Below are 17765 nucleotides of genomic sequence, written 5' to 3'. Positions count from 1 at the left end.
TCCTCTTTTTCTCTTTCTCTGCGTTCTCTGTGCCTCTGCGGTTTTTTAATGATTAAATGTAACCAAAAACGAGATCAAAAATCGTCGCCCCTTAATCTATTACCCTCCCCAACTTTCAATCACATTAATTTCTACTTGGCAAGGAATCGGAGAAAGAAACTTATTCCCGGCTCTCACCATACATTTTTCAAGCATTGCTTTAACTGACGACACTTTTTCAAAAGGACACTCGATTAAAATTTCATCGTGAACGACACAAACCAGTCTCGCCCCCGTGTAACTTAGAGGCTTAAACAATAGAGCAAGAGCGAGTTTAGTAATGTCAGCACTCATCCCTTGAATGGGGTTATTTAACATCTCATTAAGTAACGGCTTAGTCTCTTTTGACCATAATCTCCTTCTGCCTAAAACGGTGCGACTTTCTCGAATACCTCGGCTCCATGCACTCCGAACTTTGGCGTGAAATTGTTTGATACCTGTATAGGATTCAAAGAACTTCTTACGAAAGTACGAAGCTTGTTCCAGCGTTAAAATGACTCCATGCTCTGCTTGAGCCATAAGCTTAAATTTCCTAACTCCCATGCCATAAATTAAACCGAAGTTAATAATTTTGCCGAGTTGTCTATCTTCGATAGTAATTTCAGCTAAAAGTTTTCCCAACACCAAGGAAGCTGTCAAAGAATGCAAATCTTCTCCTTGAGAGTAAGCTTTCACCATCCTAATATCCCCTGACACTTTCGCCATAATTCGCAGTTCAATCTGGCTGTAATCAGCTTTAAGTAATACGTAACCGGGTGCAGCTTTAAAACACTGCCTGGTTTCTTTATCTCTGGGGATATTTGTTAAATTAGGCTTTCGACAACTAAACCGCCCTGACCTAGCACCAATCTGAAACCAATTAGGATGAATGCGCCCTGTAATTGGGTGAATATGTTCTGGTAAACCCAGAGAAAAAGTGTTGATGCGAGCAAATAAACTGCGATATTCTAAGAGTGCTTGAATAACGGGATACTCGCCCTGCAAAGGAATTAAGTGTTGAGAATTAGTGGAAGTAACAGGAATGCCTTTCTCTTGCAAAGCCACTAAGACTTGTTTCGGAGAACGAGGATTAATTGTATCTGTAAATTCCGGCAGTAGAGAGATTTGTTTATGAGGGTTAGGTCGATGGAGTTGTGAATTAATTTGTCTTAAAAGGGAATCGCGTTTAGTCGCGAGTTTCTCTCCTAAAATACCCCACTGTTCTCTATCTAAAAGCATTCCATTTAGTTCCATAGAAGCCACCGCAGGCAAACAGGCAAATTCTAGTTTCGCAGTCTGCCAAAGTTCTGCTGAATAAAGCTGGCGGTGAAGTACCTCACATAGCGGTAGTAAAATTGCAGCATCAGTAGCAGCATATTGCAGTTGAGTTCTACTCAGTTCTCCCGACCAGTCGCTAACCTGCTGTGCTTTGTCTAGCTTAACTTTCAGCAATTTATCAGCAACAGCTTCCAGAGACGAAGTGCGCTTGAGTCCGGCTGTCAGCACCCGGTAAGCCAGATAAGTATCAAAAAAAGGCTTGGATGGTGAAAGCCCAGCCCTAGTCAGCATCAGCCAGTCAAACTTGAGGTTATGTCCAACTTTGAGGGCATTTCCGGCTAAGAGGGAGCGCAGGGGGCTGAGATCGGTGGGCGCGATCGCAAAGAGATCGACGATCGCTACTGGCATACCGGGAATAGCAAGCTGTACGAGGCGAACTTTAGCTCGGTATGGGTCAATTCCAAAAGCGGTTTCGCAGTCGAGTCCAAAGCATGAAGCTTGTTGAAATGGTTTAAGAGCTAATTCTAATTCTGAACCACTATTTAACAGTTGATAAGGAGTTTGAACTAGGTTAAGTTTCATTTGAGGGGGAGAAGGATTAATTTCAATGACATCGACAACGGCTCCAGCAGATTGCAATTTTCTAGCAACAGCGCCTTCTCCGGCTGTCGGATCTAACGCTACAATGCCAGGAGTGACTTGAGCATATTTTAACATTTCTTCTAAAACAAATTCTGATGATGGAAACCACGAATAAGGTGGATTAGTTAATAGTTTCTCGTACAGGTTTTGAGGATGGATAGGTAAAGAATTCATAATGCCAGGATTAGTTAATAGTTTGTTGGCAACCGCAATCGGTAGCAAGCTATTGCTAAAGAAGATTGTTGTTTATAGTTAAACCTATCCCCCTCCATTAGGATCGATCCAGTTGAGCTATCAAATATTGTCGATTGTGGTGATGGCATTCGTTTTATCGTTAACTTAGGCTAGAAGTGTTTTCTAGTTTCCTGTATTGTTATGAACCCTCATTACCCAGACGAATCCACATCAAGCTATAACACTTCTGGCTACCAGTCAGAGGGCTATCAATCAGCCGGCTATTCACTACCTCAGAAATCTCAACAAGGTAACTTTGAAGACGGCTATCAAGAAAATGTGTACGACGAGTCTAATCTAGCCGATCATGCTTGGACGGACACAGCATCTCATCCCAATCCACAGTTAGAGCTAGAAATTTAACAGTTGGGAGTGGGAAGGGCAGCTTTATGACACTCATAACATAGGCAACCCAACCTTCCCACTTATAGCAGTTTTCAATTGGGTAGGTACTGCTTTTAATTAGCAATTAGCAATTAGCAATTAGCAACTACCCTGTTATCAGGCAACTGAAAACCGCTCTACTTATTGGAACTGCCAATGCTATGAAAGTGCTAAATAATGTTCGCTTTGACCTGAATAAGTTAATTTGGCTCTTAATAAGAGCTACAGCAATTGGGTTAATTTCTGTTGCACTAGCACTGGAATTCCCAGGGATTGCTAATGCTTCTGAGTTAAATTCCTTACCAGTTCGGATCTGGGAAATTCCTGGTAATGACCAACAAAAGTCTGCTACAAGAGTTTTATTGCCTGACTGGAGCCAAATTACTTTTAGCAGCTTACCACCAGTTTCTAATTCATCTAGTTGGGGAGGCCGGAGTTGGTCACAAGGCAACACTCCTGACCAAATCTTGCAACTCGGAGACCTCAGCGAAGCTCTCAAACCAGAAATTCTTTCTCTTGAAAGCATTGAACAGTTAGCAACAGGAGGAACAAACCTAGAAAATATCTCTCTAGCAGCATTTCCACTCTTGGGCAGACAAAAGGTAGAGAAGCTCATCCAAATTGTGCCGAATTTAAGCTCTTTCAAATTGAAAGAAGTTGCCCCTCTTGCATCTTTAGCTTCTCAAACTTCGCTCATCAATGTCTCTAATGCTGGCGAACTCCCGCTCAGTCAACTTATGTCTAAATTTCCCCAGTTCGCTGAAGCTTCTCTCAACCAAATCGACCTTTCTGGGTTTTCTTTAATGGACATTCCCTCTTTGTCAAGTGTCAATTTAGAACAGTTTGAGGGATGGATATCAGAGCGGATTGCTGACATTCCCTTACTCAATCAAGTGCCTTTGAGCAGTTTCCCAATTCCTGTGGGAGAACTGGGTTTAACTGCGATGCGAATTGACATGATCTATGGGACGGCTGAAAGTAAGCGCTCTAATACAATCTCAGGTTCTAACGTAGAAGGATTTGCGGTAGCGTGCGAGAAAGATTGCGCTTACATTGAACTTGATGACTTAGAAAACAGCGGTCGCAAGCTTGCATCAAAACTGGAAGGGAAGCAGTGGATTAGCGGTAAATATCAGGAAGTGCAAGGCGGTTCTGGCTGTTTGGCTGGTTGGGAACCAACGGGTCGGCATCCCTTTGGAGATGCGTTTAAAGTAGTGGTAATGGAGCCATCAGAAACCAGCGATACTGTTGACACGGCTCTGTACTTCAGGTTTAGTTTGCCTTGTGGGAAATCGCCTTACATTATTGGCCCATTTCCGTTCTTGTCCTACCAAACAAATTCCCCTATCTTTGTTGGCAAAGTGGAGGGGGGTGCTTCTAACAGTATTTCTCGCCCTACTGATGCTGTATCCTCACCAAAACTTTCCCAACCAAAAGGCTCAAATCAACAGCCGTCTCAGCTTAAACAAAACCGTCTGCCCACAAAGAAGGCCATTCCCGAATCAAAGGGAGATTGCGTCCAACCTGCCACCTACATTAACAATGTTGATGTGGCTGCTTTATCCGAGGCGATCGCCAATTTGGAAAGTGCAGGTAGTGGTGACTACGAAGCAATCGGTACTGCTACCTGTGCAGATGGCGATCGCAACTGCGGGCGGGCATTCGGTCGCTATCAATTGATGAGCTACCGGGAAGATGTGCAGGAGGCGATCGCTTCTGTACCTGGGGGTGCGGAGTTCCTCAAAAAAGTTAATAGTGGCACCCAGCCTACTTCAGAGGAGCTTTTTCAATACTTTCCCCCAGCGGTTCAAGATCGGGTTTTGCAAAATTCTCTGGCTGAGAGTGTAGTTGGCACGCAGCAGGAAATTGACCCGAGAAGTACGCAGTTATTCAGTGGCGATCGCTTAATTGAACGAGTGGCACAAAAGCACTTTGGCGGTTCTAGCAGTAAGGTGGATGCCAGCTACTCGGATATTTTAGGAGGCTACTCGCTTAAGCAGTACGGAGAAAAAGTCAAAACGCTTTACAACTATAACCGCAACAATAGCAGTTGCATTTCGAGTTCGATCAGCAACCACTCTGGCGGTGAGACATGGAGTTGGCGTACTCGTTGGTTGCCAATAGCCGCGACTATCAGCATGGTTTTAGGGTCAATAAAGTTCTTTAGGGGAGAATTTTCAGTACGCCCGAAACAATCATTCCTACTACAAGTCATCTTGGGTTTAGCAGTAGCAATAGCGGCAACTACACTCACTCATTGAATTTATTAGTGTCTGAATAGAGGAAAATATGCAAGACTTGAATGAACAGGTAGTCAAATGCAGTAAACCCCCAGCTTGGTTGAATCGGGCTGGCTATTGGTTTCGCATTGGTTTAACAATCTTTATTGGTTTAGCCATGCTATTGGGAACCGCAGCTTGTAGTGCAAGTAGCGAGACAACTTTTTCTCAATTATCCTGGGAGAAAGCTAGTAGAATTGTTCCCCCAGAAACCTTGATCGAGATTGTACAATCTCATGGCAGTATTTTGGAGCCAAAAGAAGCGATCGCCACTATGCGTGTCGAACAAGTGACGGGTAAGAAAGGTCAACTAAATTTGTACGACTTTAACAATTCCAAGCTGTGTGGCAAGATGGGCTGTCTTTACGTTGGCTACTTAATCCCTAATGATAAAAATCAGGCTCAGAGTGAAGTTTTCACAGCTTACCTTAACCCCAATATTGCCCCAAAAACAGCTTTATTTGAAGTTGAAAGAGGCGAACAAGGTGACGTGGAATTGCCCTGTTTACTGGTCAACCAACTCGTGAAAAAAAGCCAACGCAGGCTGAAGTTTTGCTATAATGGGCTTGTCTATCAATTGACATAGAAAAGGGGAATGCAGAATGGAGAGTATCGGACAGTTTTTGATGACCAACGACAGGATAAGAGTTTGAGAAAAATTACCACCAAGAGCCAATTAACCCTTGTAGTCATTTTCCCCAAACTTTCCGAAGTATTGATTGAAGAAAGGAAAGCTAAAATTATCTTTCCTTCCCCTTCCCTCTGTTCTTCAAAACTTAATCAAGGTCAGTTTCTCCATCCACCTCAATTTGAACCTCTGTCGGTTCTTCAAAGTCATCCAATTCCTCTAGTTCTGTATCAAATTCTGACTCAACTTGTGCTATTTTACGAGGTAGCTTGGATTGACTTTTCGCTTGACCTTTACGGTGGTCTGAATTTTTACTTAAAGCAGGCAACACCTGAACTTTAAGGGATGCTGAACGTTCTGGTTGGTTATCAGTATCAGCCGCTAAAGCTGGTAATTGAGCTTCTCCAGCTTCAAGAAAGCCACCAATGCTATTGTGTAAATTCCAAACCTCTTTTTTCTGCTTCGGCTTACCGAGATATAGTTTAGGCAAATTCGCCTGAGTTGGCTTAGTAATGCTGTAAGTTTTGCAGCAGAACGATTTATTTTTGCCTTCCCCTTCTTTGATAGCTCGGAAGTGAACATTCAAAACTCCTAATGAGCGCCATCGGTCATTTTTGCCACTGTATTCTACCTCAAAGTAATCAGCAAATGCCCTTTCTAAGTTGCGATAAAACTCTTCTCTAGCACTCTTAAAGCTCCAAAGAGATACATTTTTGAACCGCACTACTATGGGGGATTTGTGCAATGGTAAATTCTGGGAATTTAAGAAAATGAGAGCGTGTTCTGAACAGACTTCCTGCATCTTTTTGTTGAAACTATGGCGGTATTCGTCATACAATCCAACAAATGCACCAGCTAATTCACCATTTTCTTCAATATCCTTGTATCGAATGTACTCTGGCATAAAAGCTAATACCAAAATTTTCACTTTTTGGAGCAGCAATCCTGTCACTTCTTCAGTTAACTCAACTGTTGTTAAGTCTGATTCAGACGGGATGGAGTACCACTCAGCTTTGATGAGTTGGTCAGTAGGAATTAAGATGCCAGCAGGGTTGTCATTGATGACAATACCGTAGGGTAAAGACGGTTTGCGTGCTTGATTGTATCCACTGCCGAATAGTTCTGGGTCAACTTGATATGCTTCAGAAGTTGTGTTTTCTTGAGTAGCTTCCTTTGCACTTTTAGGTGTTGATATTTTAGTCTTTGTTTGGGGTGTGGCGTTATTAGTTCTGACCATTATTTACTTATTTGAGTCGTTATCAACCCTTCATAGGCGATAGCCGTTCTTTTAATGTAGAAGGGGAAGGGGAAGGAAGGATACAGCAGATTGCAGGTTTGTAGATGACAGCTTAGTAGCAATAAAAGCTAACAATAACCTGTTTTTCCGTTCGGTATATCTCACGGCGCAGCCTTCTTCTTCCCCTTCTCCTTTCCCCCTCCCCCAATAACCTAGTTTTTCCTTCCCCTTCCCCTTCCCCTTCCTATGAAAAATCTTCAATTGTTTTCTCAAAACAACCCAAAATTAGTGCTTCAAGTCCAAACCCAGCCTGTCACTAAACGCCCGCTTATTGGTATAGACTTCAAGGGTTTGATTGGTCAATTTATCAATCCAGAAGGACTTTCAATGCTAGGCTTATTACTAGCTTTGTTTGTTTTCTCCAAGATCATTGGAAGTGGCAAAGGGAAAGTTACTTCCGGTCGGTTGTGCGGTACGGCTGAAAAGATGGCAGCGACCAGTTTAGCGCTCAAACAAATGAAAGAAAAAAAGCGGCAACCCGTTACTTTATGGAGCGGCACGCCGACTTATTGGTTCAAAAATATAAAGGTATTGAGCGCTCAGTTACAAACGCTATTAGGCGCAAATCCTACTGTTTGGTTTCCTCATGCTGAACGCGGTACTTTAGTAATTGGTGCTCCGGGTTCTGGCAAAACCTTTAGTGTGATTGATCGGATGGTTGAGAGTGCATTTCAGCAAGGCTTTCCTGTGATTATTTACGATAAAAAAGGAGACCAGATGAAGCTGCACGCGCCCCTGGCAGTGCGCTACGGCTATGACGTGCAAGTGTTTGCACCGGGGGAAGCTTACAGTGGTACTATTAATCCTCTGGATTTTATGAGGGATGCACAAGATGCTGTAATGGCAGCAGAAATTGGGCAAGTTATTGCTCGCAATGCAAGTCCGGGAGAGAGTAAAGGTAATGAGTTTTTTGAGAAAGCAGGGGAGTTAATGGCGAAGGGTTTAGTGCAGTTAGCAAAAGGCAGTCCTTACCCGGATTTGGCTTTTGTTTATGCGATTATTCAGCTTCCCGATTTAGTTAGTCGCATTCACCATGCTGTCCACCGCCCGGAGGGTCATCCTCTCAAAATGGACAGGTGGATTGCCTCTAGTTTTTCACAGTTATTAAGTTCAAAAGATGCTGAAAAAACAGTGGCGGGTATCAAGGCAAGTGCAGAGGCAACTTATTCAAGTTTTATTCAAAAAGATTTGCTGCGGGCATTTATTGGTCACAGTACAATTCCCATTGTTTTGTCGGGCAAAAAGTGCATTATTTTTAAATTAGACGACCAAAGGCGCACTGTAGTGGGGCCGCTATTAGCTGCTGCTATTCACTTATGTGTAGTGTCTAATTTGAGTCGAGTACGTTCTGACCCATTTGTGTACTGTCTCGATGAGTTTCCGTCTCTCAAGTTCGATAGAATGGATCAGTGGGCTAACGAATATCGTTCGGCTGGTGGCGTGCCGATTGTTGGCATTCAATCCCTCAATCAACTCTATAATCTCTATGGGGATAAAAAAGGGGCGGCGATCGCAAGTGCTTTGTCAACTCATGTGTTGTTCAACCCCGGTGATTTTGATACAGCGGAGAAGTATTCTAAGCGGTATGGGGAAGTGGAAGTGCTGGTAAAAAATCGCTCTACAGGTAGCTCGACGGGGCAACAAACAAGCCGTTCTGTCAATTGGAGCGAGCAGTTGCAAAAGAAACCGCTTTTGAGTGCCGATGAGATTCTGAGGTTTCCGCAAGGGAAGTGCGTTATCACTTCACCGGCTTACAGTTCGGATTCAGAAGCTCTGTTTCCCTATTCCTTGAAAATCCCGGTTCGACAACGAGACTTAAAGCAAGCTAAAGAGTCAGAAGCTCTCTGGGACAGTCATATCTGTCCGCAGTTGTCTCAAAGAGCAGCCTTGCTGTCTGTTAACCGATTGACAGGACAATTAATTAATATCGATCAGGAATTGGAAAATCGGATTCGAGCTGCTGAAAAAATGCTGCCTCATCCCAATGACCCAGATGAACCAGTGACAACTGGAGAGGTGGAGGTTAGGAATGTTGCCAATTCTTCTAAGTCTCTGGCTGCGGAAGCATTAATTTTTAGCAGTCTTAGGAAGAAACTGCTAAATGCTGAGATTGGGAAAGAAGGGGAGGGGGAAGGGGAAGGGGAAGGGTAGAAAAAGCTGATTATTTGGGGATAATGTACCAATTGCGTAAATCCTGCTTTTATTGAATAAAGAAAAGCGAAAATTTATCCTTCCTTCTCCTTTCCCCTCGCCTTCTCAAAAGTACAAAGAAGTGAGTAGGAAGTAAACCTCTAATCCCCTCCCTTCCCTTTCTCCCCCCTTCCCCTTCCCTTCCCCTTCCCCCTCCCCCTCTTAAATTATGCAAATAAAAGCTGATATTTTGATTGTAGATGACAGCCGTGACAACATTCACTTACTGTCTAAAGTGCTGGTTGAAAGTGGCTACAAAGTCAGGAAGGTCATTAGTGGAGAGCGAGCGTTAAAAGCAGTGAGCCTCCAGCCTCCCGACTTAATTTTGTTGGACGTAAAAATGCCAGGGATGGATGGCTATGAAGTCTGCCGTCACTTAAAAGCACAAGAGAATACGGCAGAAATTCCGATTATTTTTATTAGTGCTTTGGATGATATTTTTGACAAAGTAAAAGGGTTTGAAACAGGTGGCGCTGACTACATTATTAAACCCTTTGAGCCGATGGAAGTGCTGGTACGAGTGGAAGCTCAGCTAAAAATGAGCCGATTGCAGCAGCAACTTCTTTGTGCTAACAAACAACTGGTTACACAAAATAGCCAACTCGCTCAGGAAATTCAGGAAAGACAACAGGCTGAAATGGGTTTGAAAGTTTTTATGCACGCTGTTTCCCACGACTTGCGAAATCCCATTACAGGAATGTCAATTATTTTGCAATGTTTCCTCAAAGAGCAGTCAGTTAAACCGAAGAAAGTGGTAGGAGAAAATGAAGTTGTTATTGATAAGTCAAGTTTAGAAAGTATCCTGCAAAGCTGTTTGCGCCAAATCAAACTGATTAATTCTCTGATTGAAATGCAGCAGGGTGATATTGTAGGTGTCCCTTTGGAGTTACAGCCAATGGATCTCTACAGTTTGACACGCAGCATTCTCTTAGAGTGGGAATTAATGTTGGCAAAACGCCAAGTTGTCCTCAATTATCAATTTACTCCTGATTTACCTTTAGTTAATGCCGATTCCGCTCAGCTCAGGCGAGTCTTTGAAAATTTGATTGGCAATGCTCTCAAATACAATCCAATTGGATTTACGTTAACATTAGGTGCATCGCTGGAGCCAGAGGCCTCTTATCTACGCTGCACGGTGAGAGATAATGGGGTGGGAATAAAATCAGAGCATTGTGCTTCATTGTTTGAACTGTACGTGCGAGGTAGTGGTGTTAAGCGTACTGCTGGGGTTGGCTTAGGGCTTTACATCTCGAAGCAAATAGTCGAGGCGCATGGTGGAGAAATTGGTGTAGAGAGTGAGCTAGGTAAGGGTACTACTTTTTGGTTCACTTTGCCAGTGTTTAAACCAGACCACTACGCAGGGCAATAACCGCAGCTTGTACGCGATCGTTAGTCTCCATTTTGTTGAAAATCGCTTTAATGTAACCTTTGATAGTATTAGGGCTTAAGTGCAGTTGATAACCGATATCTTTATTGCTTTTGCCCTCTGCCATTAGTTTTAATACCGTCAATTCTCGCGCGGTAAACAGGGATTCTTCGCAGTTGGTTGTGGGTTTTCTGAGATTTTGAATGACACAAGTGGCAATTTTAGCGTCTAGGTAGGTGCTACCTTCTCGGACAGCATTGATGGCTGTTAATAGCTGTTCTGTGCTAGTCCCTTTAATGCAATAACCCTCTGTTCCACAAGATAAGGAAGCCAATACTTCTGTATCACTGGTGTGTGAAGTTAGCATGAGGATGCGGGTATGGGGTAGCAATGCTTTTATTTGACTGGCAGCAGCAATGCCGTCGATATCAGGTAAGCCAATATCCATGAGGATAATATCGGGTTTTAGCTTTGAAGCTACATCTATTGCTGAATTGCCATCTTCTACCTGCCCGACAATAGTAAATTGAGGTTCTGTTGCTAGGAGTCGTGATAGTCCCAATTGCATCATGGGATCGTCTTCGACAATTAGGATGGTTGATGGTTTGGTTGCTTTTACTCCAGCGATCATTTTTTTCTCCAGATTAAAGGTAGGAGGCGAACTTTCTGCCGAAATTTGACAGAAAGCTTTAGCTCGTTCCTAAATTGTTGAACTTGTAAGCTAGTATTGTCCTCATCTGTTGGGAAGATTTTTAATACTGCTAGTCTGTCTTTGGTTTGAGAGTCGTAGGGAGGAGGTACATTAACTATAGTTGAGCTAGTCTCCCTTGAAGTCCACCTCCCTATCAATGACCGCTTATAAAAACCTAGGCAAACCTGGGTAAGCTCTGCGGTATAAGCTTTAAACGTTCTTACAAGCGCGCTTACGCTTCCTCGGTATCGAGATTGACCAAGAAACTCCAGTTAGAAACGCTATAATAATCACAACGACGTGATATTACAGCGGAACGCTTGATTTTTCTATTCAGTTGATTCCACTCGCTCCAAACGTGCTTTTCCGGGTTCATCTCGGAATAGGCGGTTAAGGAGCGAGGTATTTTTTCACTTAATTTCATAGCCCTGCGAGCAATTACCAGTGCGGCTGATTCATCGCTGGCTAAGCCATACATTTTTAGGTATTTTACCAAGCCGATAATACTCGAATAAGCCGGGTTGACTGCAATTAACTCAATTCCGCGATTCGACAAAATAGAATTGAGTTGTTTGTAGAACTCGCTGTATGCCCAGCCCGACAACATCCGGGCATATTTTCTACCTTTCTCTCCTAGGGATTGCTTTTTAGCCGAGAAATCAAGTTCTTCACAAACTACGGGACATTCAAATTCCGCAGCTTTCATAAAAAACACTCGGTAAGTGGGAAACTCAGCGACTTCAGTCCTGAGAGGAAAACGGCTCGGCGATTTCAATCGCCTTGAATCTTTAAATTCAAAATGAGTAGCTGTACCCATCTTTAGAGTGAATAGTTTTGCAGTATTTATGGCTAATCCCTTGCACCAATTCTGATGCCGAGATATTGAATGAACCAGTCGATCTAACCGCAACCCGACCAACATACTCACCTATCTTTTTACCACTGGTAACGATTACTTTTACGATGTCACCAGTCTGAAAACCTTTGACAAACTTGTTTCTCGGAACGTACCGAGATGGGAAGCCAAATTTATCGGTACGGCACATTTGACGAGTTCCATGTCCAGTTGCTTTGATTAGTAATGGTTTACTCGTGACTACAGACAATGATTCAAGTTGACCAACACAAGCAGCATCAATCCAATGAGTTTTAGGTAGTTGCAGTCGAGTACGATTAAACTTTGTCAGTCCACCTGAACCAGTCAAAACGGGCAACCCCGTTTCTTTTAGTCGAGAAAACAACGCCCATCGGGTCGAATTCACGGCAGCGGCATCTTTGAGCGGACGTTTTGCTTGTGCAAGAATGTGCTTCAAGATGTCAGGTTTCTTGGCTAAAAATTGCTGAATATCTTGACTGCCTTTCTTCTGGTTACACTTCTCACAAGCAAGGCAGAGATTAGAAATTCGATTACTTCCTCCTTTAGCTTTTGGATGAATATGTTCAACTTGCAAGGGTACATTTGTTAGAGTCGATTAGGGAGTTACCCCCCTAACCTCTCCTTCAGAACCGTGCGTGAGACTTTCACCTCACACGGCTCCTTGATAATTCCATCCTTGTTATGGATACGATTTAAGACCAACTATCAGGTTTTAACACTTTCTTTAGAGCGTATTGACCCGTCTGTTGCTGTCTTTGTGTCGTGGCAGTGTTTGTGTAGAAGCTGTAGGTTGTCATAAGTGTCTTTTCCACCTAACGATGTCGGTTTAATATGGTCAACTTCTACAATGTCTGTACTGGTGAAGTACAAACCACAGTGAGGACAAATACCCTTTTGACGCTTGATTAAGGATGCAACCCTGTTAGGAGTTTCTGGGTATTCACCTCTACGCTTGCTCCAATAAGTCCAGTTTCCATCAAACGGACTAGCTTCACCTTTGACTTTTATATGCCTTACGATTGGCGTACTTGCATGGGTGAGTAATTCTATTCCGTCTTCTGTACTGAAACACCAATTTCTATCGACTACTGTTCTCCAGTATTTGTCTTTATTGATGCTCCCTTTCCCCCTTCTTCTTGCCCAGGCTCTTAGCTTGTCATAAATTAGGTGGTCAACCTTTGAGAAGGTTTCCTTGCTAACCTTCGTTGAGTAATAGTTTGACCATCCCCTAATTATTGGATTCAGCTTGCTTATTAAAGCAGCTTGTGGGGCGGTCTTATGGGTGTCTATTACTTCTGCAATCTTGGCTAAGTGTGTTTTTACCTTGGTTCTTGAGGGTGTGATTAGTGTATTAAAACCTAGTGGTTCCCCGTATGGATTGTTAGCACATCGGTATATACCCGTTTTATGCTGTTGTACGTGGAATCCTAGAAACTCAAACCCAATATTTCCATCTAATTCGTTAAGGGTATGGGTTAATTTTGTCTTACTTGGTTTTAACTCCAATCCCATGTCACTTAACCATTCAGAAATTATCTCTTGGCATTTTAGAACTACGTTCAAATCCTGATGAATTATCACGAAATCGTCAGCGTAACGAATCAAGCTCAGTGATTCTCTTCTCAGGAGTTTGTTTAATTTATGTCCTCCAGATGTGATTATCACCAAGGTTTCCGCGTATTGCTTTACTCTTTCTTCAATACCATGCAAGGCAACATTCGCAAGTAGGGGCGAAATTACCCCGCCCTGTGGTGTACCCTCGTTAGAAGGGAACATACTGCCCTGGTCACAGTGTCCCGCCTTGAGCCAGGATTTGATTTGACGGTTTAAGGTGGGATATGTACCTATTTTTTCGAGTAATGCTTTGTGGTTTATACGGTCAAAGCATTTGGCAATATCAGCATCTAGTACATACTTGCCTTTCTGCTTGATACAGTCAAATATTGCTTGGATCGCATCGTGACATGATCGTCCTGGTCGAAAACCATAACTGTTGGGCTCAAATTTTGCCTCCCACTCAGGTTCTAGCGCTAGTTTGACTAACGCTTGCAAAGCTCGGTCGTTGATTGTGGGTATTCCTAATGGTCTTGTTTCCGTTGTTCCGGGCTTGGGAATATTAACCCTACGAGTGGGTTTTGCCTCCCCGGTTAGCTTCAACTCGCCTACCAGGTTGATACGTTGCTTTGGGGTTAGAGCCTTAACTCCATCCACACCAGCCGTATTCTTTCCTTTGTTGTCTTGAGTTACCCTACGAACCGCAATACACTTTGCAGACCAAGACCTAATCAGGGTCTTTTGAAGTTTACGAACTGCTTTAACATCACCACGTTTACTCGCTTGGAATATTCTCTTTTGCAACTTGAAAGTTACCTTTTCTAGCTTGCGCCAGTTTAGGTTTTTCCATTCCACCGTCTGATTGTTCAGCGTATTAGACATATATATTGCTACTCGTTTTACTCCTTTGGAATTACCGTGTATCTGTTAGCATATCCTCACCATTACAGTGAGGCATTCGCTTTCTGATACAATCCCGCCCCTGACTATTATTCGTTAGCTACTTACTGGTTATCGACCTTTTCCAGAAATAATTAGGGGTTACTTCGTTCCGATTACACATTGATTGAGTCTTTAGCGTGATGCTATCCACCGGGTTTACGGGCGGTGCTGATAAGTCGTTATCGAAAACGCTTATGCCCTATCCTTGCCTTTTGGCTTGGTGTTAATCAGTCTTTACCGTATCTTTCGACGGGTTTATTCTGGATTGAGCCATTACACCATCACTGCTTACGATGGTTCGACCACATCTTTGCTTGCGCTACGCATGGACTCTTGCTCGACAGTTACCGAATTTGGCTTTCAGTAGTTCTGCTTTTTAACCCCGCTTTAGCCTATTGGTTGCTACCCAATAAACTAGGGGTTATGCTTTCACCGCTGCACTTGCGGGACAGGACTTGATTCACTGAATCTCACCTGCAAATGTAATCAGTTGTCACCAGTTTCATCAACTGGGCTAACCGTCCTATAAGGGTTTAAGACCTTATTTTAGGTTAAACGAATCGCACTCAATGTTGCAGTAAGCACATTTCCTATTCCACTTGTTCAATAAATATTCGCGAATTTCGTACCCACATAAAATACCTTGCTGGTATTCCAGCCCACTAATTTCTGGGTTTTCTAGTTGTTGTAGGTCAAATCTGACAAGCTCTTGAATGATCGAACTGATTGGTGCAAGTCTGCGTAATTTATTAACCCAAGTTAGGGTGGTTTCTACCCGGTGCTGCAAGGATGGCGCTAACCATCCTTTTTGGCGGGTACGGTTTAAAAACCTTGCTCGGCGGTAGCGAGTATGACGGTTTCGTCGCCCTCGACGTAGTGCGCGACGGGAATCAAGACTTGCTTTGATGGCTTGACCTCGATGAGTTAGTTCAGCGCCAAAAATTACTTTCTCACCTTGCAATAATGCGATACCAGTAGTTTTTGAACCTGGATCTAATTTGAGAGTGATTGATTTAATCGTTGCTGTTACCACCTTTTTGAGGATAATTGTGATTGGGAACATTCTGAAAACAGCCGCTTTACCGGCAGTTAACAATTTGCGAGCCATTGACGGTTTGCAAGGTGTTAGTGGTCTTTTGTTTGTATCGAGTACGAAAATAAAATTGGACATTGTTGTGTCCTCCACTTGCGTGTAATGTTAGCTTCGCCAATGTTATAAGAGCTTTTTAAACCTGCAACACTGCCTCAGTGACTTTAAGGCTGTTTAATTGCAGATGACAGGGCAAGGGACTAGCTTCGCATCCACAGGGTGTCGTGACTCAAATAACGTAGATTTCGAGAATCTTAGGCTGGTCAGCATAGCTTGCAATTTCTTACAAGCTCAGTGGCACTTAGCCCTGAGTTACTGACTGAACGAGTTAAAGCGTAACTTCATCGATTTCATCGAAATTAATAGCAGTTGCTATTGACTCTGGTTTTGCCCCTAAAGCATAACCGAAACTAACAAATTCACTGATTGTTTGAGAATGAATTTGGGTTTGCAACCAATTTCTGGTTTGTCGATGTTGCTTAGTGTCCCAGACAAATTTAACTTTTTGTGCAGGTTGAGTTGGGTGCAGTGCCAAAACAATTAGTTGCAGCTTTTCAGGCTCTATCTTAAAGAATTGAGCAGCTACCCATAACTTTACCCGGTCTTCCCAAGTCATTACAGGATGCCGAATCGCCCACTCAAATAGCTTTGGTCGTTCTTTGACAAAACCAACATTTGCAGGAACTTGTATTACTTTAAATGAAGGGGAAGGGTGTTTTACTGTTTCTCCCTGCTTTCTTAGGTGTAGTTTTGCTTGAAGTGTAATGTCAACAAACAGTTTTCGCTGCGGTAAAAATAGTGTTGGCGATAATTCTTTAAGTTCGTTAACCCACTGCTGTAACTGCGGATAGTTATTGAGAATTGGCTCAACAGGTAATCCCATTAAAATTTGCTTGACAAGTAGCTGCAAATGTTGTTGGAGATAGTTGGGAACTAAAGATGGTTTTTGTAGTTGGTTAGGCTGGACAGTTTGATTGAGGTTGGACAGAGTAAGAAGATACATTGCTCAGAGCATAAAAGGCTGAGCAATAGTGGCGATCGCCGCAGAAAAAGTCCGAGAGCGCATAATAGGATTAAAAGTTTATAGCCACATCTGCTCACGATCAGGAACAGATTGGTCTAGATTTGCTGTGACCCTGCAGGAATTGTTTGACTACCGTCCCCATGCAAAAGATCCAATTTGACGGTTGGCTGCTCGGTTTCTTCTAAAAACTGTGCCACAGATTTGATGACATCTGTTGCGGTTTTGGGTACGAGAACCAAATCTCCCGATGCCAGCATATCTAGTAGGGCACCGGGTTTTCCCTTCCCTCCGTACAAGTGACCCATAGAAGCTGCTAGCTTTTCAAGTTTTTCTGGTGTCTGTTGTGCAACTCGTGCCCGAAAAACAATGCCTGAAGGCGATCTCTGTTTCCGTCCCATGCTCGACCTTATATCTGTGCTACAGTTTTAACAAGCGGTAAGCCTATACTAAAAATTGTACAAGACACGAGGTGTGAGTGGAAACTTTAGCCCGCTTGTGCTCTATCAGTTTAGGGTGCAATGACTCGATATTTGCAGAGTATGCTATCGCTTTTGCCCCATAAATTTGACTGGTTATGCCCAAAAAGCGCAGTTGTTCCGTGAAAATTGCAACGCTGCACAGCGTGTTGCAGGATTGCTATCAACTTAAGCTGGAAGAGCTCAAGTACCTTCTCGATGCAATTGACGTGCTAATTGACGCTGAAGAGAAAAGGTTGTCGGAGTTGGAAGCCGACTCAGACTGGGAAGAAAAACGGGAAGAAAAAATGGCTGCTACTGGTGCGCGCGGTAGTACGGGATACATCGAATCCAAGACAATCAAAGGATGCGGCCCCTATGCCTACTTGAGATTTCGTAAGGGCGGCACGCATCATTCGTTCTATCTGGGCAAGCTCAAGCCTTAAGTTTTTAGGGTGCATAGCGATTGATAGATTAGTAATTCTGACGTTTATGCACCCTAAATTATCGGCGTTTAGGGTGCATAGCGATTGATAGATTACTGGTTCTGGCATCCATGCACCCTAAATTATCGGCGTTTAGGGTGCATAGACATTGATAGATTACTGGTTCTGGCATCCATGCACCCTAAATTATCGGCGTTTAGGGTGCATAGCGATTGATAGATTAATGGTTTTGGCATCCATGCACCCTAAATTACCGATGTTTAGGGTGCATAGCGATTGATAGATTAATGGTTTTGGCATCCATGCACCCTAAATTACCGATGTTTAGGGTGCATAGACATTGATAAATTAGTGGTTCTGGCGTTTATGC

General features: G+C 43.2%; 13 protein-coding genes and 2 pseudogenes. 6 read left to right on the top strand and 9 right to left on the bottom strand.

The annotated features are described in order from the left end of the window. Positions 1–99: 99 nt before the first annotated feature. The gene (locus QUA90_RS03015) at positions 100–2112 is read right to left on the bottom strand and encodes a bifunctional 3'-5' exonuclease/DNA polymerase (RefSeq protein ID WP_333314085.1); all 2013 of its coding nucleotides are present in this window, start codon (positions 2110–2112) and stop codon (positions 100–102) included. A gap of 201 nt (positions 2113–2313) precedes the next feature. On the opposite strand from QUA90_RS03015, the gene QUA90_RS03010 reads away from it, so the two are divergent. The 3 genes from QUA90_RS03010 to QUA90_RS03000 all read left to right on the top strand — a co-directional run bounded on the left by QUA90_RS03010 (position 2314) and on the right by QUA90_RS03000 (position 5421). Further along, on the top strand, positions 2314–2535 hold the full coding sequence (locus tag QUA90_RS03010) for a hypothetical protein (protein WP_333314082.1): 222 nt from the start codon (positions 2314–2316) through the stop codon (positions 2533–2535). A 182-nt stretch (positions 2536–2717) separates the two neighbouring features. Next, on the top strand, positions 2718–4817 hold the full coding sequence (locus tag QUA90_RS03005; protein ID WP_333314081.1) for a hypothetical protein: 2100 nt from the start codon (positions 2718–2720) through the stop codon (positions 4815–4817). Between the two features lie 28 nt (positions 4818–4845). Then, positions 4846–5421: a hypothetical protein gene (locus QUA90_RS03000; RefSeq protein ID WP_333314079.1), complete on the top strand. Its 576-nt coding sequence runs from the start codon at positions 4846–4848 to the stop codon at positions 5419–5421. A gap of 190 nt (positions 5422–5611) precedes the next feature. On the opposite strand, the gene QUA90_RS02995 is transcribed toward QUA90_RS03000, so the two are convergent. Beyond that, positions 5612–6700: a DUF5895 domain-containing protein gene (locus tag QUA90_RS02995; RefSeq protein WP_333314078.1), complete on the bottom strand. Its 1089-nt coding sequence runs from the start codon at positions 6698–6700 to the stop codon at positions 5612–5614. Positions 6701–6946: 246 nt separating this feature from the next. On the opposite strand from QUA90_RS02995, the gene QUA90_RS02990 reads away from it, so the two are divergent. Both QUA90_RS02990 and QUA90_RS02985 read left to right on the top strand, forming a co-directional pair. Continuing rightward, the gene (locus QUA90_RS02990) at positions 6947–8911 is read left to right on the top strand and encodes a type IV secretion system DNA-binding domain-containing protein (protein WP_333304944.1); all 1965 of its coding nucleotides are present in this window, start codon (positions 6947–6949) and stop codon (positions 8909–8911) included. Between the two features lie 208 nt (positions 8912–9119). Next, on the top strand, positions 9120–10319 hold the full coding sequence (locus QUA90_RS02985; RefSeq protein WP_333304946.1) for a hybrid sensor histidine kinase/response regulator: 1200 nt from the start codon (positions 9120–9122) through the stop codon (positions 10317–10319). Here QUA90_RS02985 and QUA90_RS02980 read toward each other — a convergent pair. The 7 genes and pseudogenes from QUA90_RS02980 to QUA90_RS02950 form a co-directional block, all read right to left on the bottom strand. Continuing rightward, positions 10291–10947 carry a response regulator transcription factor gene (locus QUA90_RS02980; protein ID WP_333204906.1) on the bottom strand — a complete coding sequence of 219 codons (657 nt, stop codon included), beginning with the start codon at positions 10945–10947 and terminating at the stop codon, positions 10291–10293. The genes QUA90_RS02985 and QUA90_RS02980 overlap by 29 nt on opposite strands. Before the next feature lie 292 nt (positions 10948–11239). Next, a complete protein-coding gene (locus QUA90_RS02975; RefSeq protein WP_333204904.1) occupies positions 11240–11713 on the bottom strand; it encodes a hypothetical protein in 474 nt (157 codons plus the stop codon). Between the two features lie 88 nt (positions 11714–11801). After that, positions 11802–12467, bottom strand: a pseudogene (locus tag QUA90_RS02970) (HNH endonuclease); the annotation flags it as partial. A 122-nt stretch (positions 12468–12589) separates the two neighbouring features. Next, complete coding sequence (gene ltrA / locus QUA90_RS02965) at positions 12590–14320, bottom strand: group II intron reverse transcriptase/maturase (RefSeq protein WP_333443829.1); 1731 nt, start codon at positions 14318–14320, stop codon at positions 12590–12592. A 625-nt stretch (positions 14321–14945) separates the two neighbouring features. Then, a pseudogene (gene iscB / locus QUA90_RS02960) lies at positions 14946–15551 on the bottom strand (RNA-guided endonuclease IscB); the annotation flags it as partial. 247 nt (positions 15552–15798) lie between these two features. After that, a complete protein-coding gene (locus QUA90_RS02955) occupies positions 15799–16473 on the bottom strand; it encodes a hypothetical protein (protein WP_333314075.1) in 675 nt (224 codons plus the stop codon). A 116-nt stretch (positions 16474–16589) separates the two neighbouring features. Next, complete coding sequence (locus QUA90_RS02950; RefSeq protein ID WP_333314074.1) at positions 16590–16892, bottom strand: hypothetical protein; 303 nt, start codon at positions 16890–16892, stop codon at positions 16590–16592. 200 nt (positions 16893–17092) lie between these two features. Here QUA90_RS02950 and QUA90_RS02945 point away from each other — a divergent pair, with 200 nt between their 5' ends. After that, positions 17093–17395, top strand: a complete 303-nt coding sequence (locus QUA90_RS02945; protein ID WP_333304954.1) for a hypothetical protein — start codon at positions 17093–17095, stop codon at positions 17393–17395. Positions 17396–17765: the final 370 nt, after the last annotated feature.

The organism is Microcoleus sp. D3_18_C4 (genome assembly GCF_036702355.1).
Classification (GTDB): domain Bacteria; phylum Cyanobacteriota; class Cyanobacteriia; order Cyanobacteriales; family Microcoleaceae; genus Microcoleus.
This window is presented reverse-complemented; position numbering and strand designations above follow the sequence as displayed.